Annotated in this window: 16 protein-coding genes, 2 tRNA genes, 3 rRNA genes and 1 pseudogene; 15 read left to right on the top strand and 7 right to left on the bottom strand. The window is 59.0% G+C overall.

Going from position 1 to position 22619, the window contains the following annotated elements; genetic code table 11:
* Window positions 1–86 precede the first annotated feature (86 nt).
* The 8 genes from LOY35_RS23695 to LOY35_RS23660 all read left to right on the top strand — a co-directional run bounded on the left by LOY35_RS23695 (window position 87) and on the right by LOY35_RS23660 (window position 9009).
* Window positions 87–1623, top strand: a 16S ribosomal RNA gene (locus tag LOY35_RS23695).
* A 65-nt stretch (window positions 1624–1688) separates the two neighbouring features.
* A tRNA-Ile gene (locus LOY35_RS23690) sits at window positions 1689–1765 on the top strand.
* A gap of 26 nt (window positions 1766–1791) precedes the next feature.
* Window positions 1792–1867 (top strand) — tRNA-Ala (locus tag LOY35_RS23685).
* A 250-nt stretch (window positions 1868–2117) separates the two neighbouring features.
* Window positions 2118–5009: ribosomal RNA gene (locus tag LOY35_RS23680) — 23S ribosomal RNA — on the top strand.
* A 170-nt stretch (window positions 5010–5179) separates the two neighbouring features.
* A 5S ribosomal RNA gene (gene rrf / locus LOY35_RS23675) occupies window positions 5180–5295 on the top strand.
* The 16S, 23S and 5S rRNA genes sit together here with 2 tRNA genes alongside, the layout of an rRNA operon.
* Before the next feature lie 148 nt (window positions 5296–5443).
* Entirely contained in the window at window positions 5444–6103 is a 660-nt protein-coding gene (locus LOY35_RS23670; RefSeq protein WP_258627814.1) for a paraquat-inducible protein A, read from the top strand.
* Window positions 6090–6713 (top strand): paraquat-inducible protein A, encoded by a 624-nt coding sequence (locus LOY35_RS23665; protein ID WP_258627813.1) that lies wholly within the window; start codon window positions 6090–6092, stop codon window positions 6711–6713. Before LOY35_RS23670 ends, LOY35_RS23665 begins: the two co-directional genes overlap by 14 nt.
* Window positions 6706–9009 (top strand): PqiB family protein, encoded by a 2304-nt coding sequence (locus tag LOY35_RS23660; protein ID WP_258627811.1) that lies wholly within the window; start codon window positions 6706–6708, stop codon window positions 9007–9009. Before LOY35_RS23665 ends, LOY35_RS23660 begins: the two co-directional genes overlap by 8 nt.
* Before the next feature lie 216 nt (window positions 9010–9225).
* Here LOY35_RS23660 and mksF read toward each other — a convergent pair whose 3' ends face one another.
* The 3 genes from mksF to mksB are packed head-to-tail and all read right to left on the bottom strand — an operon-like array spanning window position 9226 to window position 14031.
* The gene (gene mksF / locus LOY35_RS23655; protein WP_258627808.1) at window positions 9226–12066 is read right to left on the bottom strand and encodes an Mks condensin complex protein MksF; all 2841 of its coding nucleotides are present in this window, start codon (window positions 12064–12066) and stop codon (window positions 9226–9228) included.
* A complete protein-coding gene (mksE, locus tag LOY35_RS23650) occupies window positions 12063–12764 on the bottom strand; it encodes an Mks condensin complex protein MksE (RefSeq protein WP_024778194.1) in 702 nt (233 codons plus the stop codon). Before mksE ends, mksF begins: the two co-directional genes overlap by 4 nt.
* Window positions 12754–14031, bottom strand: a complete 1278-nt coding sequence (mksB, locus tag LOY35_RS23645) for an Mks condensin complex protein MksB (protein WP_024778193.1) — start codon at window positions 14029–14031, stop codon at window positions 12754–12756. The genes mksE and mksB overlap by 11 nt, the downstream gene beginning before the upstream one ends.
* A gap of 180 nt (window positions 14032–14211) precedes the next feature.
* Between mksB and LOY35_RS23640 the strand changes: the two genes are divergently transcribed.
* Entirely contained in the window at window positions 14212–14997 is a 786-nt protein-coding gene (locus LOY35_RS23640; protein ID WP_258627800.1) for an energy transducer TonB, read from the top strand.
* Entirely contained in the window at window positions 14990–15442 is a 453-nt protein-coding gene (gene rimI / locus LOY35_RS23635) for a ribosomal protein S18-alanine N-acetyltransferase (protein ID WP_047701427.1), read from the top strand. Before LOY35_RS23640 ends, rimI begins: the two co-directional genes overlap by 8 nt.
* Before the next feature lie 142 nt (window positions 15443–15584).
* Here rimI and LOY35_RS23630 read toward each other — a convergent pair whose 3' ends face one another.
* Window positions 15585–15989 (bottom strand): serine kinase/phosphatase, encoded by a 405-nt coding sequence (locus LOY35_RS23630; protein ID WP_258627798.1) that lies wholly within the window; start codon window positions 15987–15989, stop codon window positions 15585–15587.
* 131 nt (window positions 15990–16120) lie between these two features.
* On the opposite strand from LOY35_RS23630, the gene can reads away from it, so the two are divergent.
* Window positions 16121–16765, top strand: a complete 645-nt coding sequence (gene can / locus LOY35_RS23625) for a carbonate dehydratase (protein WP_258627797.1) — start codon at window positions 16121–16123, stop codon at window positions 16763–16765.
* A gap of 11 nt (window positions 16766–16776) precedes the next feature.
* On the opposite strand, the gene LOY35_RS23620 is transcribed toward can, so the two are convergent.
* The 3 genes from LOY35_RS23620 to LOY35_RS23610 form a co-directional block, all read right to left on the bottom strand.
* Window positions 16777–17304, bottom strand: coding sequence for a lysine methyltransferase (locus LOY35_RS23620; RefSeq protein WP_258627795.1), 528 nt, complete (start codon window positions 17302–17304; stop codon window positions 16777–16779).
* 210 nt (window positions 17305–17514) lie between these two features.
* A complete protein-coding gene (locus tag LOY35_RS23615) occupies window positions 17515–18675 on the bottom strand; it encodes a hypothetical protein (protein WP_258627793.1) in 1161 nt (386 codons plus the stop codon).
* A gap of 111 nt (window positions 18676–18786) precedes the next feature.
* Complete coding sequence (locus LOY35_RS23610) at window positions 18787–20205, bottom strand: short-chain fatty acid transporter (protein WP_258627791.1); 1419 nt, start codon at window positions 20203–20205, stop codon at window positions 18787–18789.
* Window positions 20206–20420: 215 nt separating this feature from the next.
* On the opposite strand from LOY35_RS23610, the pseudogene LOY35_RS28700 reads away from it, so the two are divergent.
* The 4 genes and pseudogenes from LOY35_RS28700 to LOY35_RS23590 form a co-directional block, all read left to right on the top strand.
* Window positions 20421–21203, top strand: a pseudogene (locus tag LOY35_RS28700) (PAS domain-containing protein); the annotation flags it as partial.
* Window positions 21204–21311: 108 nt separating this feature from the next.
* Window positions 21312–21743, top strand: coding sequence for a methyl-accepting chemotaxis protein (locus tag LOY35_RS28695; protein WP_371926949.1), 432 nt, complete (start codon window positions 21312–21314; stop codon window positions 21741–21743).
* A 92-nt stretch (window positions 21744–21835) separates the two neighbouring features.
* Entirely contained in the window at window positions 21836–22390 is a 555-nt protein-coding gene (locus LOY35_RS23595) for a DUF2975 domain-containing protein (protein WP_258633722.1), read from the top strand.
* A 7-nt stretch (window positions 22391–22397) separates the two neighbouring features.
* The gene (locus LOY35_RS23590; RefSeq protein WP_258627789.1) at window positions 22398–22616 is read left to right on the top strand and encodes a helix-turn-helix transcriptional regulator; all 219 of its coding nucleotides are present in this window, start codon (window positions 22398–22400) and stop codon (window positions 22614–22616) included.
* Window positions 22617–22619 lie beyond the last annotated feature (3 nt).

Genomic DNA, 22619 nt, shown 5'->3' with positions numbered 1-22619 from the left:
ATCACAAGTTACTCCGCGAGAAATCAAAGATGTAACCAACGATTGCTGAGCCAAGTTTAGGGTTTTCTCAAAACCCAAAGATGTTTGAACTGAAGAGTTTGATCATGGCTCAGATTGAACGCTGGCGGCAGGCCTAACACATGCAAGTCGAGCGGTAGAGAGGTGCTTGCACCTCTTGAGAGCGGCGGACGGGTGAGTAATGCCTAGGAATCTGCCTGGTAGTGGGGGATAACGCTCGGAAACGGACGCTAATACCGCATACGTCCTACGGGAGAAAGCAGGGGACCTTCGGGCCTTGCGCTATCAGATGAGCCTAGGTCGGATTAGCTAGTTGGTGAGGTAATGGCTCACCAAGGCGACGATCCGTAACTGGTCTGAGAGGATGATCAGTCACACTGGAACTGAGACACGGTCCAGACTCCTACGGGAGGCAGCAGTGGGGAATATTGGACAATGGGCGAAAGCCTGATCCAGCCATGCCGCGTGTGTGAAGAAGGTCTTCGGATTGTAAAGCACTTTAAGTTGGGAGGAAGGGCCATTACCTAATACGTGATGGTTTTGACGTTACCGACAGAATAAGCACCGGCTAACTCTGTGCCAGCAGCCGCGGTAATACAGAGGGTGCAAGCGTTAATCGGAATTACTGGGCGTAAAGCGCGCGTAGGTGGTTCGTTAAGTTGGATGTGAAAGCCCCGGGCTCAACCTGGGAACTGCATTCAAAACTGTCGAGCTAGAGTATGGTAGAGGGTGGTGGAATTTCCTGTGTAGCGGTGAAATGCGTAGATATAGGAAGGAACACCAGTGGCGAAGGCGACCACCTGGACTGATACTGACACTGAGGTGCGAAAGCGTGGGGAGCAAACAGGATTAGATACCCTGGTAGTCCACGCCGTAAACGATGTCAACTAGCCGTTGGGAGCCTTGAGCTCTTAGTGGCGCAGCTAACGCATTAAGTTGACCGCCTGGGGAGTACGGCCGCAAGGTTAAAACTCAAATGAATTGACGGGGGCCCGCACAAGCGGTGGAGCATGTGGTTTAATTCGAAGCAACGCGAAGAACCTTACCAGGCCTTGACATCCAATGAACTTTCCAGAGATGGATTGGTGCCTTCGGGAGCATTGAGACAGGTGCTGCATGGCTGTCGTCAGCTCGTGTCGTGAGATGTTGGGTTAAGTCCCGTAACGAGCGCAACCCTTGTCCTTAGTTACCAGCACGTTATGGTGGGCACTCTAAGGAGACTGCCGGTGACAAACCGGAGGAAGGTGGGGATGACGTCAAGTCATCATGGCCCTTACGGCCTGGGCTACACACGTGCTACAATGGTCGGTACAGAGGGTTGCCAAGCCGCGAGGTGGAGCTAATCCCACAAAACCGATCGTAGTCCGGATCGCAGTCTGCAACTCGACTGCGTGAAGTCGGAATCGCTAGTAATCGCGAATCAGAATGTCGCGGTGAATACGTTCCCGGGCCTTGTACACACCGCCCGTCACACCATGGGAGTGGGTTGCACCAGAAGTAGCTAGTCTAACCTTCGGGAGGACGGTTACCACGGTGTGATTCATGACTGGGGTGAAGTCGTAACAAGGTAGCCGTAGGGGAACCTGCGGCTGGATCACCTCCTTAATCGACGACGGCAGCTGCTTCATGAGCTCCCACACGAATTGCTTGATTCATTGAAGAAGACGATTGGGTCTGTAGCTCAGTTGGTTAGAGCGCACCCCTGATAAGGGTGAGGTCGGCAGTTCGAATCTGCCCAGACCCACCAATTACTGGTGCACCCTGTAGCGATACGGGGCCATAGCTCAGCTGGGAGAGCGCCTGCCTTGCACGCAGGAGGTCAGCGGTTCGATCCCGCTTGGCTCCACCATTACCGATTGGTGACCCTCGTTAAAGCTTAGAAATGAGCATTCCATCAAGACGATGCTGAATGTTGATTTCTAGTCTTTTGATTAGATCGTTCTTTAAAAATTTGGGTATGTGATAGAAAGATAGACTGAACGTTACTTTCACTGGTAACGGATCAGGCTAAGGTAAAATTTGTGAGTGGCTCTTTGAGCACAATCGAATTTTCGGCGAATGTCGTCTTCACAGTATAACCAGATTGCTTGGGGTTATATGGTCAAGTGAAGAAGCGCATACGGTGGATGCCTTGGCAGTCAGAGGCGATGAAAGACGTGGTAGCCTGCGAAAAGCTTCGGGGAGTCGGCAAACAGACTGTGATCCGGAGATGTCTGAATGGGGGAACCCAGCCATCATAAGATGGTTATCTTGCACTGAATACATAGGTGCAAGAGGCGAACCAGGGGAACTGAAACATCTAAGTACCCTGAGGAAAAGAAATCAACCGAGATTCCCTTAGTAGTGGCGAGCGAACGGGGACTAGCCCTTAAGCTTCTTTGATTTTAGCGGAACGCTCTGGAAAGTGCGGCCATAGTGGGTGATAGCCCTGTACGCGAAAGGATCTTAGAAGTGAAATCGAGTAGGACGGAGCACGAGAAACTTTGTCTGAATATGGGGGGACCATCCTCCAAGGCTAAATACTACTGACTGACCGATAGTGAACTAGTACCGTGAGGGAAAGGCGAAAAGAACCCCGGAGAGGGGAGTGAAATAGATCCTGAAACCGTATGCGTACAAGCAGTGGGAGCCCACTTTGTTGGGTGACTGCGTACCTTTTGTATAATGGGTCAGCGACTTATTTTCAGTGGCGAGCTTAACCGAATAGGGGAGGCGTAGCGAAAGCGAGTCTTAATAGGGCGTCTAGTCGCTGGGAATAGACCCGAAACCGGGCGATCTATCCATGGGCAGGTTGAAGGTTAGGTAACACTGACTGGAGGACCGAACCGACTACCGTTGAAAAGTTAGCGGATGACCTGTGGATCGGAGTGAAAGGCTAATCAAGCTCGGAGATAGCTGGTTCTCCTCGAAAGCTATTTAGGTAGCGCCTCATGTATCACTGTAGGGGGTAGAGCACTGTTTCGGCTAGGGGGTCATCCCGACTTACCAAACCGATGCAAACTCCGAATACCTACAAGTGCCGAGCATGGGAGACACACGGCGGGTGCTAACGTCCGTCGTGAAAAGGGAAACAACCCAGACCGTCAGCTAAGGTCCCAAAGTTATGGTTAAGTGGGAAACGATGTGGGAAGGCTTAGACAGCTAGGAGGTTGGCTTAGAAGCAGCCACCCTTTAAAGAAAGCGTAATAGCTCACTAGTCGAGTCGGCCTGCGCGGAAGATGTAACGGGGCTCAAACCATACACCGAAGCTACGGGTATCACGTAAGTGATGCGGTAGAGGAGCGTTCTGTAAGCCTGTGAAGGTGAGTTGAGAAGCTTGCTGGAGGTATCAGAAGTGCGAATGCTGACATGAGTAACGACAATGGGTGTGAAAAACACCCACGCCGAAAGACCAAGGTTTCCTGCGCAACGTTAATCGACGCAGGGTTAGTCGGTCCCTAAGGCGAGGCTGAAAAGCGTAGTCGATGGAAAACAGGTTAATATTCCTGTACTTCTGGTTATTGCGATGGAGGGACGGAGAAGGCTAGGCCAGCTTGGCGTTGGTTGTCCAAGTTTAAGGTGGTAGGCTGGAATCTTAGGTAAATCCGGGATTCTAAGGCCGAGAGCTGATGACGAGTTACCCTTTGGGTGACGAAGTGGTTGATGCCATGCTTCCAAGAAAAGCTTCTAAGCTTCAGGTAACCAGGAACCGTACCCCAAACCGACACAGGTGGTTGGGTAGAGAATACCAAGGCGCTTGAGAGAACTCGGGTGAAGGAACTAGGCAAAATGGCACCGTAACTTCGGGAGAAGGTGCGCCGGTGAGGGTGAAGCACTTGCTGCGTAAGCCCACGCCGGTCGAAGATACCAGGCCGCTGCGACTGTTTATTAAAAACACAGCACTCTGCAAACACGAAAGTGGACGTATAGGGTGTGACGCCTGCCCGGTGCCGGAAGGTTAATTGATGGGGTTAGCTAACGCGAAGCTCTTGATCGAAGCCCCGGTAAACGGCGGCCGTAACTATAACGGTCCTAAGGTAGCGAAATTCCTTGTCGGGTAAGTTCCGACCTGCACGAATGGCGTAACGATGGCGGCGCTGTCTCCACCCGAGACTCAGTGAAATTGAAATCGCTGTGAAGATGCAGTGTATCCGCGGCTAGACGGAAAGACCCCGTGAACCTTTACTATAGCTTTGCACTGGACTTTGAATTTGCTTGTGTAGGATAGGTGGGAGGCTTTGAAGCGTGGACGCCAGTCTGCGTGGAGCCATCCTTGAAATACCACCCTGGCAACTTTGAGGTTCTAACTCAGGTCCGTTATCCGGATCGAGGACAGTGTATGGTGGGTAGTTTGACTGGGGCGGTCTCCTCCTAAAGAGTAACGGAGGAGTACGAAGGTGCGCTCAGACCGGTCGGAAATCGGTCGTAGAGTATAAAGGCAAAAGCGCGCTTGACTGCGAGACAGACACGTCGAGCAGGTACGAAAGTAGGTCTTAGTGATCCGGTGGTTCTGTATGGAAGGGCCATCGCTCAACGGATAAAAGGTACTCCGGGGATAACAGGCTGATACCGCCCAAGAGTTCATATCGACGGCGGTGTTTGGCACCTCGATGTCGGCTCATCACATCCTGGGGCTGAAGCCGGTCCCAAGGGTATGGCTGTTCGCCATTTAAAGTGGTACGCGAGCTGGGTTTAGAACGTCGTGAGACAGTTCGGTCCCTATCTGCCGTGGACGTTTGAGATTTGAGAGGGGCTGCTCCTAGTACGAGAGGACCGGAGTGGACGAACCTCTGGTGTTCCGGTTGTCACGCCAGTGGCATTGCCGGGTAGCTATGTTCGGAAAAGATAACCGCTGAAAGCATCTAAGCGGGAAACTTGCCTCAAGATGAGATCTCACTGGAGCCTTGAGCTCCCTGAAGGGCCGTCGAAGACTACGACGTTGATAGGCAGGGTGTGTAAGCGCTGTGAGGCGTTGAGCTAACCTGTACTAATTGCCCGTGAGGCTTGACCATATAACACCCAAGCAATTTGCTTGCTCCGAGCTGAGAAGCGCAAGGGCACCAGATTGCGGTGTGTGAAGACGAAATGAACCGAGAGTTCGACGCTCACAAAGCACCGAAAGCTGTCACATACCCAATTTGCTGAAGCGAGGCCAGCCGGTCACGAGTCAGTACCCGAATTTCTTGACGACCATAGAGCGTTGGAACCACCTGATCCCATCCCGAACTCAGCAGTGAAACGATGCATCGCCGATGGTAGTGTGGGGTTTCCCCATGTGAGAGTAGGTCATCGTCAAGATTAAATTCCGAAACCCCTATCTGCTGATGCAGGTAGGGGTTTTGTTTTGCCCACGAAAAAAGTCTGCGAAAGCTCGAAATAAATTTGAACAGTTATTTTTGAGCTGGAGCACTAGAATAGCCGCACCTCAGTTGAGCCCGAGTTGTTTATGCCCGACCCGCTGGACACCCATCGGCTGTCAGAGCTGCCTTTAGGCGAACTGGTAGCGTGCCATGAGTGCGACCTGTTGATGCGCAAGCCTCGACTGTCCCATGGCGAGAAAGCCGAATGCCCCCGTTGTGGATATGAGCTCTACGCCCACCGGCCCAATGTTGTCGAGCGCAGTCTTGCCTTGGTCATCGCTGCCCTGCTGTTGTATGTGCCCGCGAACTTTCTACCCATCATGCAGCTCAACCTGCTCGGCCAATCCGCCCAGGACACCGTGTGGAGTGGCGTGGTCGGTCTGTTCGATAGCGGTATGCAAGGCATCGCGGTGGTGGTGTTCCTGTGCAGTATGGGTGTACCGCTGCTCAAGCTGCTTTGTCAGTTGGCTGTATTGTTGACCATTCGCTGGAACGTCGGCCGCAGCTACGGCTTGTTGCTGTATCGCATTTATCACCATCTGCGAGATTGGGGAATGCTTGAGGTCTATCTCATGGGCGTGTTGGTGGCCATCGTCAAGTTGGCAGACATGGCCGCCATCACCGTGGGCCTGGGGTTGGTGTGTTTCATCAGTTTGCTGCTGGTTCAGGTCTGGTTGGAGGTGGTGATGTCGCCGCATCAGATCTGGCAAGCATTATCAGGAGAGGATGCCCATGCGGGCGATTGATGCGGGCATTCTGATCTGTACCGAATGCCATGAATTGAATCGGCTGGATGCAGACGCCGACGCACAGGCCTGTACCCGCTGCGGGGCACGGATTCATCCCCGTCGCCCGAATAGCCTGATGCGTACCTGGGCGCTGCTGATCACCGCGGCAATTCTCTACATCCCGGCCAATATGCTACCGATCATGACGATCAACTCGCTGGGCCACGGTGCCCCCAGTACCATCATGGCCGGTGTCATCGAGTTGGTGCAGCACGGCATGATCCCGATTGCCGCCGTCGTATTCGTCGCCAGTATCCTGGTCCCTACCTTCAAACTGGTGGGCATTGGTTTGCTGCTGTTTTCCGTGCAGCGGCACCAGCCCATGTCTGCAAGGCAACGCATCCTTATGTACCGTTTCATCGAGTTCATTGGTCGCTGGTCGATGCTGGATATTTTCGTGATCGCGATTCTGGTGGCGGTAGTGAATTTCGGACGACTCGCCAGTGTCGAAGCCGGTCTTGGCGCGATTGCCTTTGCCAGCGTAGTGATTTTGACAATGATTGCCGCAGTAACCTTCGATCCCCGGCTGATTTGGGATAACACGGAGTCGGATAACGACCATGACTGATTTGCCTACCGCTAAAACCCGACCGGCCTCGAACTGGTCGGCCATCTGGGTCTTGCCGCTGATTGCCTTGATCATCGGGGGCTGGCTCGGCTGGAGGGCTTATAACGAGACCGGGATCGAGATCAGCGTGCGCTTCGAGAGCGGCGAGGGTATCCAGGTCAACAAGACCGAGGTGGTCTACAAGGGCATGCCGGTCGGCAAGGTGAAGGCCCTCACCCTGGATGACGAAGGCAGCTCGAAAGGGGTGATCGCGACCGTCGAGATGAACAAGGACGTAGAACAGTACCTCAAGACCGGAACGCGTTTCTGGCTGGTCAAGCCGAGCGTGAGCCTGGCCGGGATCACCGGTCTGGAAACCCTGGTATCGGGTAATTACGTGGCGATCAGCCCGGGTGAGGGCGAATCCACCCGCAAGTTCAAGGCCCTCGCCCAGGAGCCACCACTGTCGGACGCGAAGCCGGGCTTGCACCTGACCATCAAGGCTGACCGCTTGGGTTCGCTGGATCGGGGCAGCCCGGTGTTCTACAAGCAGCTTCAAGTCGGGCAGGTGAAGAGCTACCAGCTATCTGAAGATCAGAACACGGTGGAGATCAAGGTCTTCATCGAACCGACCTATGCCAGCCTGGTGCGTAAACATACGCGTTTCTGGAACGCCAGCGGTATCAGCATCGATGCCAATCTTTCAGGTGTCAAAGTCCGCAGCGAATCCCTGGCAAGTATCGTTGCCGGTGGTATTGCGTTCGCCACGCCGGAGAGCCGCAAGGACAGTCCGCCCACGGACCCCAGCCTGCCGTTTCGTCTCTACGAGGACTTTGACGCCGCCGCTGCCGGCATTCGTGTGAAGGTCAAGCTCAGCGACTTCGAAGGTTTGCAGGCCGGCCGTACGCCGGTGATGTACAAAGGCATCCAGGTCGGCAGCCTGAAGAACCTCAAGATTGACCCTGACCTGTCCAGCGCTACGGCCGAATTGACCATGGACCCACTGGCTGAAGACTACCTGGTAACCGGTACTCAGTTCTGGGTCGTCAAGCCGTCGATTTCCCTGGCGGGGATCACCGGCCTGGAAGCGCTGGTCAAGGGCAACTACATTGCCGTGCGACCCGGTGACAAGGGCGCGGCTCCCCAGCGTGAATTCGAAGCCAGGGCGAAGGCGCCGCCGCTGGACTTGCGCTCGCCCGGCCTGCATCTGGTCCTGTTGACTGAAAACCTCGGATCGCTGGAGGTCGGCAGCCCGATCCTCTACAAGCAGGTCAAGGTCGGCTCGGTGCAGAGCTACCAGTTTTCCCGCAAGAAAAAGCAGTTGATCGTCGGCGTGCACATCGAGAAGGAATACGAAGGGCTGGTCAACGGCTCGACGCGGTTCTGGAACGCCAGTGGCATTACCCTCACGGGAGGTCTGACGGGGGGGATCCAGGTCAAGAGTGAGTCGCTGCAAAGCTTGATGGCCGGCGGTATCGCCTTCGAAACGCCGGTACCCAATGTACCGTTGAAGAAGCGTGTACCTCGTTTCCGCCTGTTCGAGAACCGCGAAGTCGCGCAACAGAATGGCACCGTGGTGACGATCAAGGTCGATCGTGCCGACGGTTTGCGCAGCGGAACACCGATTCGCTACAAAGGGCTGGACGTAGGCAAGGTCGAAGACGTTGATCTCAGTGCCGACCTGCAGTCGGTGCTGCTCACTGCGCGCATCACCGAAGTGCCAGAGCGTATCGCCCGGGTCGGCAGCCAGTTCTGGGTGGTCAAGCCCGAGCTGGGGCTGATCAAGACCTCGAACCTGGAGACGCTGGTGACCGGTCAGTACCTCGAAGTACTGCCCGCGACGAAAAACCTCGGGCCACAGAAGAGCTTCGTGGCCCTTGCCAACCCACCGGAAAGTGCCGTGCCCGAAGCCGGTTTGAGCCTGGTGCTCAGCGCTGCCCGCCGTGGTTCGTTGAAGACGGGCGTGCCGGTGACCTATCGCGAGATCACCGTGGGCAAGGTTACCGGCTATGAACTGGGCCAGACGGCGGACCGGGTGCTGATCCACATCCTGATCGAACCCAAGTACGCGCCGCTGGTACGTAGTGGTACGCGGTTCTGGAACACCAGCGGTTTCGATATGGACTTCGGATTGTTCAAGGGCGCGACGGTGCGGACCGAGTCGCTGGAGACGCTGATCCAGGGTGGCGTCGCTTTCGCGACACCGGATGGCGAGAACATGGGCAGCCCGGCGCGACCGGAGCAGACCTTTCCGCTGTTCGAAAAGTTTGAGGATGAATGGCTGACCTGGGCGCCGAAGATCAAGCTCGGTAAGTAGCGGGTCAGGCGGTGGCCTGTTCCGACGTCATCGCGAGCAGGCTCGCTCCCACAATGACCCGTTACGAACAGAATTTCTGTACCTGGCACAAATCCTCTGTGGGAGCGAGCCTGCTCGCGATGGCGGCGGTACAGTCAATACAAGTGCTCCAGACGCTCCAATGAAAAAGGCCGCGATCCAATGGATCGCGGCCTTTTTCATTTTCCGAGACCTACCTCACACGGGATCCAGCTCCGGCTCATCGGCCTCTACATTCAGCGTGGCCTTCACCACATCATGGCGGCGGATGTACTTCCAGTCCGCTTCGTCGATGTAGATACCGTTCGGGCCGCTGCCGCCTTCCAGGTCGATGGCGACACTGGCACAGACCTGCGGCTTCACACTGGCCAGGATCGGCACGAAGCCCAGTTGCAAGCTGGTTTCCAGCAGTGCTGCCTGGTTCTTTTCATCGATGTCCGCCGCTTCATCCAGGTAGTACGGCAGGCGCACGCGACCGGCCTGCTCGCGGTCCATCAGGTGCAGCAACAGGTACATGTTGGTCAGCGCCTTGATGGTCATGGTGGTGCCGTTGGAGGCCGCGCCATCGATGTCGGTATGGATCACAGGCTGGCCATTGACCTTGGTGATCTCGAAGGCCAGTTCGAACAGGTCCTTGAGGCCGAGCTGGTTGTGGTTCGCCGCCACCAGGCGCGCCAGGTATTCCTTGGCTTCTTCGTTCTTGTTGTCCTGCTCGGCGCTCTGGCTGAGGTCGAACACCGAGAGAGTCTCGCCTTCCTCGTATTGACCGGCGCTGTGGATGATCTGGTCGATGTGCTTGAGCGCTTCCTTGTTCGGCGCCAGGACGATGCGGAAGCTCTGCAGGTTGGACACCTGGCGCTTGTTGATCTCGCGGTTGAACAACGCCAGCTGGTGTTCGAGGCTGTCGTAGTCGCTGCGGATGTTGCGCAGGGTCCGGGCGATGTCGGTCACCGCCGCACGCCGGGCCTTGCCCAGCGTCAAGGCTTCGTCGGTACGGTGGGCATAGGCGTTGATCAGCAGTTGCAGACGGCGCTCCATGTCATCTTCGCTGTCGAACTTGGCGACGCCCTTGAGGCGCACCTGGGCATACAGCGCCTCAATCTGGCCGTCGACCCGCAGCAGGCCTTGCCAGCTGTCCTGATAGTCATTGAGCAGCGGCAGCAGGTTGTCCATGGAATCGTCGACCGGGTCCATGAACGGCGTGCCGAACGGCAGGTCCGCCGGCAGCAGTTGACGGCGGCGCAAGGCGTCGTCGAGGGTACGCTGCTTGGCCTCCATATCGGCGATCTGCCGGCCCACCAGTTGCAACTTGGCGGAGAGCTGCTGGACGCGCTCGGTGAAGGCATCGCTGGAACGCTTGAGTTCGTCCTGGGCGGCTTCCATCTGCGCCAGTTGCTCGAGCTTTTCGCCTTCCTCGGCACTGAGGGTCTGGCTGCGACGGAAGTCTTCCAGGGCCTTTTGCGCGTCCAGTACCCGCTGGTACAGCGCTTCGGTCTGGGTCTTGCTCGCCGCACGGTCGGCCGCCACGGCTTGCTGGGTCTTGAGTTGCTTGAGTTCTTTTTCCAGGCGCTCTTTCTGGTCCCGCAACGCGGCGCGGTCGGCCAGGGCTTGCAGGGCCGGCGGCTCGATGTGGGACAGGTCGATGGACAGGCCCGGTACTTCGAAACGCTCGCCCTTGAAGCCGTCGAGGATCAACTCCATGGATTTGACCCAGTCGCCGTTCTCGTCCAGTGCGATGCCGTGTTCGCCCAGCGGCAGGCTGAACAGGGCGCTGTTGAACAGGCGCATCAGGCGCTCGACGTCCTGTTGCGAGAATTCTTCCCGCAGGCGGGCGTAGCTGTTGTTGTCGGCGTGATCGAGTTGCTGCTTGACCGACTTCAGGCGTTTTTCCAGATCCCGCAGGCGCTCTTCCAGGTCTTCGGCGCTGAACTGCCGGGACTGGGCCAGGGCGCCGGCCAGTTCATCGTGGGCGTCCTTGGCGGCGAGCAGTTGTTGCTCCAGGACTTTGACGTCATCCACCAGGGCGAAGCGATGCTTGAGCACCGACAGTTCGCCGAGCCAGCGCTGGATGCCGGTGATTTCCCGCTCCAGGCGCATCAGCTCCTGGGTGCTGCCGCGCTGGTCGTTCTGCAGTGAGTCCTGCTCGTTGCGGTAGTGCTCGGCCTGGATGGTCAGCTCTTCCTTGCGTGCACCGGCGTAGTCCGACCAAGTACCCAGCAACGAGTCGAGCAAGGGCGACAGGCGATGCAGTTTGCCGCGCAGGATATCGCGCTGCTTCACGCCATTGGCCAGGGCTTCCACCAATGGACCTGCGGCCACCAGGGAGTTGTAGTCCTGCTCCATGCGTCGTACATCGCGGAAGGCTTCTTCGCATGCGGCGATGTAGTCCACGCTGCCGGAACGCAGGCTGTGCTCGAAGGCATCGAGGAACAGTTGCTTGAGCTTGGCCGCGGTGATTTCGCGCATGTGCAGCAGGTTGATGAACAGCGCACGGAACGTCTTGAGGCTTTGCTCGCTGGTGGAGCGCAGCGGGATCAGCGTCAGATCCAGGGGAATCGAGGTATGACCACCCACCAATAGACGACGCAATTCATCAGGCTTGAGCTCATAAGCCTTGAGGCCTTCGCGCTCCAGGTTGGTGAACAGTTCTTTCTGGCGCAGGCAGGTGTCGTTTTTCTGGTAGTGGGCCAGGTCCAGTTTGCCGGCATAGGCAAAGAACTGGTGGCCGAAACCGCCGCCGGGGCCGCGACCGACCACGCCGATCACATGAGGGCCGTGGGGCAGGGCGACTTCCACCAGAATGTAGCTGGTGTCCGACGCGAAGTAGAAGCGCCGGGATTGTTCCAGGCTGTACTTGCCGAAGCTCATGTCGGACATGCGCGCCAGGATCGGGAACTGCAAGGCATTGATCGAGGCGGATTTACCGAGGTTGTTTGCGCCATACACCGACAGCGGTTCTTCCAGCGGGAACAGGCCGAGGCTGTAGCCGGCGGTGTTCAAAAGGGCAAAGCGGCGGATGCCGTAGCGTTCCTGGCTCATGCGTCGGTCTCCTGTTCTTCGGCAATGGCGCGGGCCAGTGCGTCTTCTTCGCTTTCGTCTTCAAACGGCGCCAGGTCAAGCGGATCGTCGGTTTGCAGCAGCTTCTCGTCGCTGTCTTCGTCGATCAGTACCGGTGCCGGCAACGGCAGCACGCTGTGCACGCTGGCCGCCAGGTCGCGGTCCTGCTGGACCGACAGGCAGACGTCGAGGAACCGGTGCATCGGCGGCAGGAAGCGGTACACGCCGTTGTCTTCGCTGGCGAAGCCCAGTTGGGTCATGCGGCGCATGATTTTTTCTTCCAGCTCTTCCTGGGTCTGCACTTCGGCCTGGATGAACAGGTCGCGGTACTTTTCCAGCAGTGAAGGCAGCTCATCGCGGCCCAGGCTGCCACCGTCGAGCACGGCAATCGGGTCACGTCCCTGGTCGGCCAGGTGCTCGACGAGGATGAAGGTGAACAGCGCCAGGCGCTGGGCGGTCTTGTTCACCGCCGCCGCAGCCAGGTCCGGCACGAAGTAGTAGAAACCACGGGTATCGCACACCAGTTCGAAGCCCAGGGCCTTGAACAGCGTGCGGTACTGGTCCTGGAAATTCGACAGTTGCGCGTACAGCTCCGGGTCGCGGCGGCTGACGTGGTAACCCTTGAACAGCTCGCGAAAGATCGGCGCCAGCTGGGACAGTTCGGATAGATCAAGATGCATGGGGGATGCTCGCAGAATCCTCGGCAGCGTCGCGGGCCGAGAGCAGGGCGAAGGAGCGCAGGCTGACCTGATGCTCGTGAGTGTGGTATTCGCGGCGCTCCAGGCGCTCGCGCTTGAAGCGTTTTTCCCGCGACAGGCGCGAGAACCAGTACAGCAATTCGTCGGTGGCGCCGTCCGGCTCCTGCTCCAGCAACCAGACCATCAGATCCGGCAACGGCAGGGCGTCTTCGCAACGCTCGACCATCTCGCGCACGGTACGCGGTGCCCGTGGCGCATCGCCGCCCTGGTGGGTCTTGTGGGACTTGGGGAAGCGTGCCGGCTTCGGCTCGAAACGAGCCAGGGCGTAGACATAGGCTTCAACCTGGCTGGCGCTGCCGAGGAAGGTGCTTTGCGGCCGGGTGAACAATGGCATGGCCGCTTGCGGCACGGCGTCGATGCCTTTACGACGGATGGCGGCCAGGGCCAGGGCCGCGCCGCGGGTCACGGCGTTGTGACGGCGGGCCTCTTCGCGCAACGGCAGGAGCAGTTCACGGGCATGGCGCAGGGTCAGCTGGGCACTGGTCTGCATCTCGAGAATGCGTGCGTGGGTACGCAGCAGCATGTCGTCGTCCACCAGATGGCCGAGGCGCTGCTGTTCGGTGAGCATGCGCAACAGCACATTCTCGACCTTGCGCACGCCTTGCTCGAACGCACCGTCGGCGTTCACCAACTGGATCATCGGTTCGACGTACTCGTCCCAGGTCGCCAGCACTTCAGCGTAGCGCTGGCGCAGTGGGATCTGCCGGTCGCTGGTCTTGGCCCGTTCGGCCACGGCCACCAGGGCCTGCTCGTCGTTGGCGAGTTTCTTCAGGACGTCCCGCACGCGCATGTCCAGCAGGCGCAACTGGCGGGCCAGGTCGTTGCCGTCGCGCACGTCGAAGGCGTCCTGGATGTAGCCGGCCAGACGTTCGAGGTGGCGCAGGTAGGCTTCGATCTCCAGGCACAGGCCCAGGCGGTGTTCGCGACGCAGGTAGGCGAGGAAGTCATGGATCTGGGCGTTCAGCTCGAAGCGATTCGGGCTTTTCGCCACCGGCACGAGGATGTCCAGGCGGATCCACACGTCCAAAAGGTTGGTGATGTCCTGGGGCGTGCTGTCCAGCTGTTGGGCGGCCAGTTGTGAACGCAATTCGTTGAGGCTCAGGGTGCCCTGGTCGAAGTGCTCGCACAAAGGTTCCAGCAATGCCCAGTGTTCAGCGAGGGCGCGCAAGACGCGCTTGGGTTCGATCATCGCAATGGCCGTCGGGTTGGCAATTAAAAGGGGCGATTGTACTGCATCGGGCCGGTTGCGATTCACCCCCGAGACAGACTGTCGTCGGTATTGCCCAAGTATTGACTCAACAAAGAAGCGATCCGCGCCGAAGGGCGGTAGAATCCCCTCCACTTTCAGTTATCCACAAGTGGCCGACCTTTGCTTATCGAGTCCCGTCGCCGCGCCTATCTGACCGCCATGCAGGTGGTCAATTGGCTGCCGCGCACCGAATTGCCGTTCGCCGCCCCGTCGCGGCCCGAGCTGCTGGAAACGCCCGAGCCGGCAGAACTCGCGCCGGTTGTGGCGACGCCTGTGGCCAGGACCGTGGCCGAGCCGGTAGCACCTGTGGCCGAACGGCCGAAAATCGAAGTGCCACGGCCTAGCCTGGCCTCGACCCGCAACGGCGCCAAACCGGTGGAGGAAGCGCCGGAGGTGCCGGCCCCGGCCAGGGTCGCGCCGGTCCCGCCACCGCGTTTCGCCCTGCAATTGCTGCGTGCCGGACGCTGCCTGTTGCTGGTGGAGCTGCCCACCGGCGAGCCGTTCCAGAGCCGCGATCCGGCGTACCTGCTGCTCAAGGACATGTTGCGCGCCGCCGGTCTGCCGGACAGTCCGCAGATCGTCGGGGAACCGGTGCGCTGGCCGCTGTTGTCCCGTGGGACGATGGACCAGGGACCGGAAGCGGCGCGGGATTTCGTCCAGGGTTTTGTAGCTGCGCGGCTCGAAGAGGCGCCCTGTGCATGTCTGTGGCTGATCGGCCTGCCGGCGGTGAAGTTTGCCGGCGAGGCGGACGCGCAAGCGTTCAATCGCGAATTGCAGGTCGAAGGGCTGGGATCGGCCTGGGCATTACCGGGGCTGGAACTGTTAATGGAAACGCCACAGCACAAGGCTGAAGTCTGGCAAGCCATGCGCCGGCTGATGGCGCGCTGGAAAGAATCGAATGAGTGACGCTGTTTCGTTTCGCCCGATGACCGAGGCGGACCTCGATGCCGTGCTGAAAATCGAGTACGCAGCCTACAGCCACCCCTGGACCCGAGGGATATTTCTCGATGGGTTGGGCAAGTACCAGATCTGGCTGATGTTCGAAGGCCAACAGCAAGTCGGGCATGGCGTGGTGCAAATCATTCTTGACGAGGCGCACCTGCTCAACATTACCGTCAAGCCGGAAAACCAGGGCCGGGGGCTGGGGTTGCGCCTGCTGGAGCAGCTCATGTCGATTGCGTACAAGGCCGAGGCCCGGGAGTGCTTCCTGGAGGTGCGCGACAGTAACCGCACGGCGTTCCGGTTGTACGAGCGCTATGGCTTCAACGAGATCGGCCGGCGGCGGGACTACTACCCGGCGGTGGGTGGGCGTGAAGATGCGGTGGTCATGGCTTGCACGCTGGTGGACTGAAGCCAGCATAGAAGTCCCCTGTGGGAGCAAGGCTTGCCCGCGATAGCGATGTGTCAGTTGTCGAGCTATCGACCGTCCTGGCCTCATCGCGGGCAAGCCATGCTCCCACAGGTGTATAGGCAGCCTGGAGGCTGCGTTTCACTCAGCGCTTGCCATCCAGTGGGTCGATATCCGCCATCTCGGCCTCGTCCAGTCCATCGCCCCCGCCAATGTCATTTTCATCCACCACGCTCAGGTCCCAATCGGCCTGCTCGTCGTCGCCGGCCTCGCGGGCATCCCGGGCACCGTCTTCGCGGATGAGCGTCTCGGGGCTCATGTCATCTTCGGTCGGTTGATGATCGTCCGTCGCGGCGCCGGTCATGCCGGCCTCGCGGACGCGTTCACGAGGCATCAATTGTTCGCGTTCGTTTTCCGGCAGCTCGTCACCGATCTTCGCGCTGGGCTCATCTTCATCGAATTCCAGTTCATGTATCGAACCTATGCGGTCTTCGTTGTCGTCGATGGGTTCCGGTTGCGCCGCATCGAAAGGACGTCGTGAATCATTCATGGCAATTCTCCTGCTTTGGGCCTTACTGGATGGACCGGTAGCTGTGTCGAGAATTCCAACGGCATTATCGAAGTGACCTCGACAGCCGCTCCGTTGTCAAAGTTGCGCACTGTTCTCGAGGGCAAGACAGCATGAACGAACTACAAGATCTGATTGATAACAACGCGCGCTGGGCCGATGCGATCAAGCAGGAGGATCCTGACTTCTTCGCCAAGCTGGCTCGTCAGCAAACCCCTGAATACCTGTGGATCGGCTGCTCCGATGCGCGGGTGCCGGCCAACGAAATCGTCGGCATGCTGCCGGGCGATCTGTTCGTGCACCGCAACGTGGCCAACGTGGTGCTGCACACCGATCTCAACTGCCTGTCGGTGATCCAGTACGCGGTGGACGTGCTCAAGGTCAAATACATCCTGGTCACCGGCCATTACGGCTGTGGCGGCGTGCGGGCCTCGATGCAGGATCGCCAGCTGGGCCTGATCGACGGCTGGCTGCGGTCCATTCGCGACCTGTATTACGAGCATCGCGAAGCGTTGGCACAACTGCCGACCGAAGAAGAACGCGTGGACCGCCTGTGCGAACTCAACGTGATCCAGCAGGTCGCCAACGTCGGCCACACCAGCATCGTGCAGAACGCCTGGCATCGCGGACAGAAGCTGTCGATCCATGGTTGCATCTATGGCATCAAGGACGGGCGCTGGAAAAGCCTGGACACCACGATCAGCGGTTTCGAGCAATTGCCGCCGCAGTATCGGTTGCGTCCGGTGGGCGCTCCCTGATCCGGCTGGCGTCAGTCGCGGTGACAGCGGCGGCGCCAATGCTTCAGGAACTTCATGCCCTGTTCGTTGGGCGGTTCGTCATAGCCGGTGATCCAGCCATGGCAATTGGACGAACCGCACCGACAGGCAAACTGTCGGTAGAGCTTCTGCTCCGTGCTGGCGTGATCCATCGTCAGGCAGTCGCCTGCGTGGATGGGTGTCAGTGCCCATAACCACAGTTCGCTCATGTCGAGAAAGACATTCGGGTTGCAGGAATGCAGCAGCAATCCGGCGAAATGCGGGTCATACATATGGATGTCCGGCAGGATCTGCACGGTGTGCAGGCGTCGCCGGCCCACCAGCAGCCCCGATACCCTGCACATCCGCTCCATGGGCGCGAACCTTTTCCGGGCGATAACGGCATTGCCGCGCCCGTTGGGAGCGCGTAACACTTCGAAATCACGGGCAGACGGATAACCCAGGCGGAGGCTGAGTGCCTTTTCCGGGTATATGCAGTCCCGGTCCTGCGAAAAGGCTTTATCTGCAACGAAGATGGTCATGACGGTCCTTGTCGGTACAGGCCGACTTGCTGGCGTTGGCGTCCTGCCAACGGTCGTGGATTGACCCGGGTAGATTCCTCCAAGTCCGGCGCGGCATCTACTGTCAACTCTGACAGGCGCCAAAGGCCCTTTCCCGTGTGAGCGAGGACTTACACAGGAGCGCGGGGCCCGTGGCGAGGAGTACGCCCCTTCGCCACAAGTCCTGTGGGGTTATACCGGCTCGGATGGCAACGGCATGGGCGCCTTCAATTGCGGGAGTTGCGACTTGATTGCAGGCGTCTCGCATTTTTTCGCCGCGTCTTCCGGCGACAGCTTGCGAATCGAGGTATAGAACAACTCGCAGGTTTTTTCCTTTTGCGTGACCTGCCAGGTCTGCGTGCACTGGTTCAATTGAGTGGTTGGATCGCTGCTCGGCTTACTGCCCATGCCGGCTTGCCAGCAGGCAGCGCTCAGGTCCTGGCCCATGACTTTCAGGCCTGCCGCGTCTGCCTTGGCTTCGTCGCCGCCGTAGCTTTCCGGGTCGGCGGCGTACCAGATGTAACTCGGGTGGTTGGAACCCAGGACCGGAACCTTGACGCCGGTGGCGGGGGAGATGGTCGCCAGGCCGAGCACCGCCACGGTCTGGCCGTATTGGGTCTTGATCCAGTTCCGCACGGGCGCGCCAAAGGCCACCATCGGCAGCGCGGTCCCGCCGGCGCTCTGGCTGACTTGCTTGACCATGGTGGTCTGGTAGTCGTTGAAGTAATCGTAGACACCCTCCAGCGTCGCGCCGGCGGTAGACGGCGCGGCAATGGGGGCGATGTCGATGATGGTCTGGTAGGCCGGCGTCTGGTCGGCGGCAATGCCGTTGGCCGTCAGCAGGGTGGCCCAGCGATCAGTGGTGGCTGACTCCAGGTAGTCTTGGGCCTGGGTCAGGGAGTAATCCGGCGGGAAGTGCAGCAGCTCGACACTCTTGCGGTTTTCCAGGGCCATGCCCAACGGCAGGAACAAATACCAGTTGTAGGCCCATTTCTTGTCGTCGTTGAGCTTCGTGGCGCCTTTGTATGCCAGGTCGCCGGCATCGAGCAGTTTGCTCAGTGGTTGGTCATAGGCTTTCGGTACGCCGCTGATGTGGGCATGAATTTTACCGTTGTCGCGTTTGACCCTGACCTTGGCACTGCCATAGCCGTCACGTTGAACGCTCTGGGTCAGGTAATGCTCGACGGTCTGTTCCAGCGTCCAGTTGCGGAAGCAGATGACGTTGCAGTTGTTGGGGTAAGCGAAGAGGCGGGTAACGCGTTCGGTACTGCCAAGCTGTACATCAATGCCGGCAGCGTGGACGGTGGCACTCAAGGCCAGCGCGGCAAGGGGAAATACTGCGAGTTTAGACATGCTCAGATCCTTTTCAGCGTTTGAGCCCTTCGAACAGGGCGCCCCCATACTGAAACAGACCGAGCCGAAGAAAAAGTGGGCCGATATAAATATCGGCCCTTTTTTATGGCTTTATGGCATCACTGGCGGCAAATAAGCCAATGTTGTCCCCAGCGCCCATAGCAGCACCAGCACCAACGGTGCATGCACCAGCAGTTGCACGAAGGAAAAACCGATCAAGTCCCTGGCTTTGAGCCCCAACACACCCAGCAGCGGCAGCATGTAGAAGGGGTTGATGAGGTTTGGCAGCGCTTCGGCGGCGTTGTAGATCTGCACCGCCCAACCCAGGTGGTACTCCAGGTCATTGGCCACCTGCATCACATAGGGGGCCTCGATGATCCACTTGCCTCCGCCGGAAGGAATGAAGAACCCCAGGACCGCCGAGTAGACCCCCATCAACAAGGCGTAAGTGTCATGGGAAGCAATCTGTACAAAAAAAGTCGAGATATGGTGGGCGAGTGTCTGGGCATCGCTGCCCTTGACGGTGGTCAGCAGCGCGGCGATCGAGCCGTATAGCGGAAACTGGATCAATACGCCGGTAGTGGTCGGTACCGCGCGGGCCACCGCATCGAGAAAACTGCGTGGGCGCCAGTGCAGCAAAGCGCCGAGCATCAGGAACAGGAAGTTGTAGGTGTTGAGTCCTGAAATTGCGTTGATCGCCGGTTTGGTCGAAAACTCGTGGAACAGCCAACCGGCGGCCAGCAGCACCAGTGCGATAGTCAGCAGCGGGCTGTGTTCCAGCCATTCCCCGGGACGGGTGCGAGGCTGCAGGGCCGGCATGCTGAAGCTGGGGTCGATCCCGCACGCGGCGGCGTCACGGGCGCTATTCGGACCTGGGGCGGTCGCATAGGCCACCAGCAGCGAAATGACGATCAGCGCCAGCAACATCACGCCGGACTGCCAGAGGAAAATGGTCTGGGTGAACGGAATGACACCGGTGATCGACAGGATCGACGGCGGCAGGCTGGCCGGGTTGGCCTGCAACTGCGCGGCCGACGACGATAGGCCCAGGGCCCACACCGCGCCGAGGCCCAGGTAAGCGGCGGCACCGGCGGCGCGATAATCCATTTTCAGATCGGTGCGGCGGGCGAGGGCGCGCACCAGCAGGCCACCGAAGACCAGCGACAGGCCCCAGTTGAGCAACGAGGCGACCATGGAAATCAGCGCCACCCAGGCCACCGCGGATCGCCCGTTCCTTGGGATACGTGCCAGGCGATCGATCAGCCTGACGGCGGGCGGCGAGCTGGCGACCACGTAGCCACCGATCACGACGAAGGCCATTTGCATGGTGAACGGGATCAGGCTCCAGAAGCCATCGCCGAACGCCATGGCGGCGGCCGTGGGCGCGGCACCGATGAACTGTGTCGCCAGCGCGACCACCAGCACCGCCAGCGCGGCAAAGACCCAGGAGTCGGGAAACCAGCGTTCGGCAAAACTGGAACAGCGCAAGGCGAAGCGGGCGGAGCGGCTGTCTTGAATGTCGGTGGTCACGGCGATTACCTCGATTCTTGTGATTGATTTTATGGGTACGGGTATCTGGAGCGGCGAGGCCCCGACAACGGTAGAACAATTCACTGACCGTGAAAGACGGGCCAGGGTTCGCGAGCGTTCCGCAAACCACCAAGCCGACCAATGGCACTCTTTAGAAACAAGTCGCCGCGCCGATGGCATGAGAACAGCTTGTCAACTCTCCTGCCACCCGGAGCATGTCTATGTTCAATCAACGCTTGAAGCAGGAGCTGACGGCTCTTCGCCAAGAACTCTCCAGCCTCATGCAAGTGAAGGAAAGCCTGGACCGCGAAATGCTCGCGCTCATCCTCGATGCAGAAGGGCGGGTGCAAACGGTCAATCAGAAATTTCTCGATGAAATGCACTACAAGAGCCAGGACCTCATTGGTCGGGGGGTGGACGATCTGGTGCCGGCCTACTTGAAGTCCAATGAGTTCCAGCTTCGCTTCAAGACGGCATTGACCCGCGGCGAGCATTTCTCTGGCGCCGTGCGCCTGCTGCGGGGCAACGGCAAGGAAGCCTGGTTGCGTTCGATTCTTCAGCCGGTAAAAGGCGAAGATGGGCGAGTCCGCTATTTCTCGATGTACTCCAGTGACCTGACCCGCACCATTGAAGCTTCTCGCGAACATGAAAACCTCATCGGTGCGTTGGTGCGTTCAACCGCCGTGATCGAATTTGACCTGGACGGTCACGTACTGACAGCCAATGATCGTTTTCTCAATGCCATGGGCTATAGCCTGGCGCAGGTCAAGGGCAAGCATCACCGCAGCTTTTGCGAGCCGGAGGAATACAACAGCCCCGCCTACCAGCAGTTCTGGAAACGCCTGAACAGCGGTGAGTTCGTTGCCGGCCGCTTCAAGCGCCTCGACAGCAATGGTCGTGAAGTATGGCTGGAGGCTTCCTATAACCCGGTGGTCGACGCCAACGATAGACTGTACAAGGTGGTCAAGTTCGCCACGAACATCACCGATCAGGTCAATCAGGAAAAGGCCGTCGCCGAGGCCGCCAATATCGCCTACAGCACCTCGTTGCAGACCGACAACAGTGCCCAGCGCGGTACCACCGTGGTGACTCAGGCCGTAGACGTGATGCGTGACCTGGCCCGGCACATGCAGACCGCCGGCGAAGGCATCGAGGCGCTGAACGAGCAATCCCTGGTGATCGGCACCATCGTCAAAACCATCAGCGGCATCGCCGAACAGACCAACCTGCTGGCGCTCAACGCGGCCATCGAAGCCGCTCGTGCCGGCGAACAGGGCCGGGGCTTTGCGGTGGTGGCCGATGAGGTGCGGCAACTGGCGTCGCGTACCAGCCAGGCGACCGATGAAATCGTCGGCGTGGTTCGCCAGAACCAGGACATGGCGCGTAATGCCGTGTCGCTGATGACGGATGGACAACACCAGGCCGAACAAGGCCTTGCCCTGGCTGCCGAGGCGGGGACGGTGATCGTCGAGATCCAGGATGGGGCGAAGAAAGTGGTCGATGCCGTGAGCCAGTTCGCCAATCAACTGTCGACTTGATGCGGGCGTTATTGTTTTTTACATATTAATTATTGTTGTACGATAATTTCGTGGCTATGTTTGGCGCTCCCGTACTCTATTGGAGCCCCGACATGTGTTCGAATCGTCTCGCCCTGTACAGCCAGCGCATGGCTGCCATCACGCTTGTTTTCATTGTCGCGATGATGGCCGTCAACGCGGCTGCCTGGCTGTTTCCTGATATTGCGTCAAAATACGGCCTGGGCTTTTCCCTGACCGAGCGGCAGTTGTCCAGTTTGCCCGGAGGGGCGACGGCGTTGACGAGCTGGCAACGTCTTGGCGGGATTCTTTTGTCCAGCGTGCCTCTGCTGGCGCTGGCGGCCGGGCTGGTCAACCTGCGCCAGCTCTTCAGGCGCTATGCCCAGGGGCAGTATTTTTCCAGTGAGGCAGCGGTTTACTTGGGAAACGCGGGTCGCGCGGTAGCGCTGTGGGTGTTGCTGGATTTCCTGTGCGAGCCGTTTCTCAGCTTGCTGGTCACGATCAACGCGCCGGTCGGCGAGCGGTTGCTGACCATCAGCATCACCGCCCCGTCCTTCGTCGCCTTGTTCCTGGCCGCCTGTATCGCAATTATTGCGCGGATATTGTCCCAGGCCAGTGAAGTCGACTCAGAAAACAGAACTTTCGTTTGAGAACCCCATGCCTATCGTTATTCAACTGGATGTGATGCTGGCGACGCGCAAGGTCAAATCCAAGGACCTGGCCGCCGCCATAGGCATCACGGAAGCCAACCTCTCCCTGTTGAAGCAGGGAAAGGTCAAGGGCATACGCCTGGCGACGCTCGAGGCCATCTGCAATTACCTGGAGTGTCAGCCCGGCGATCTGCTGATTTATCAACCTGAGGACGGACAGTCGTGAGGG

The sequence above is a fragment of the Pseudomonas sp. B21-028 genome, from assembly GCF_024749045.1.
In the GTDB taxonomy this organism is placed as follows: domain Bacteria; phylum Pseudomonadota; class Gammaproteobacteria; order Pseudomonadales; family Pseudomonadaceae; genus Aquipseudomonas.
This window is presented reverse-complemented; position numbering and strand designations above follow the sequence as displayed.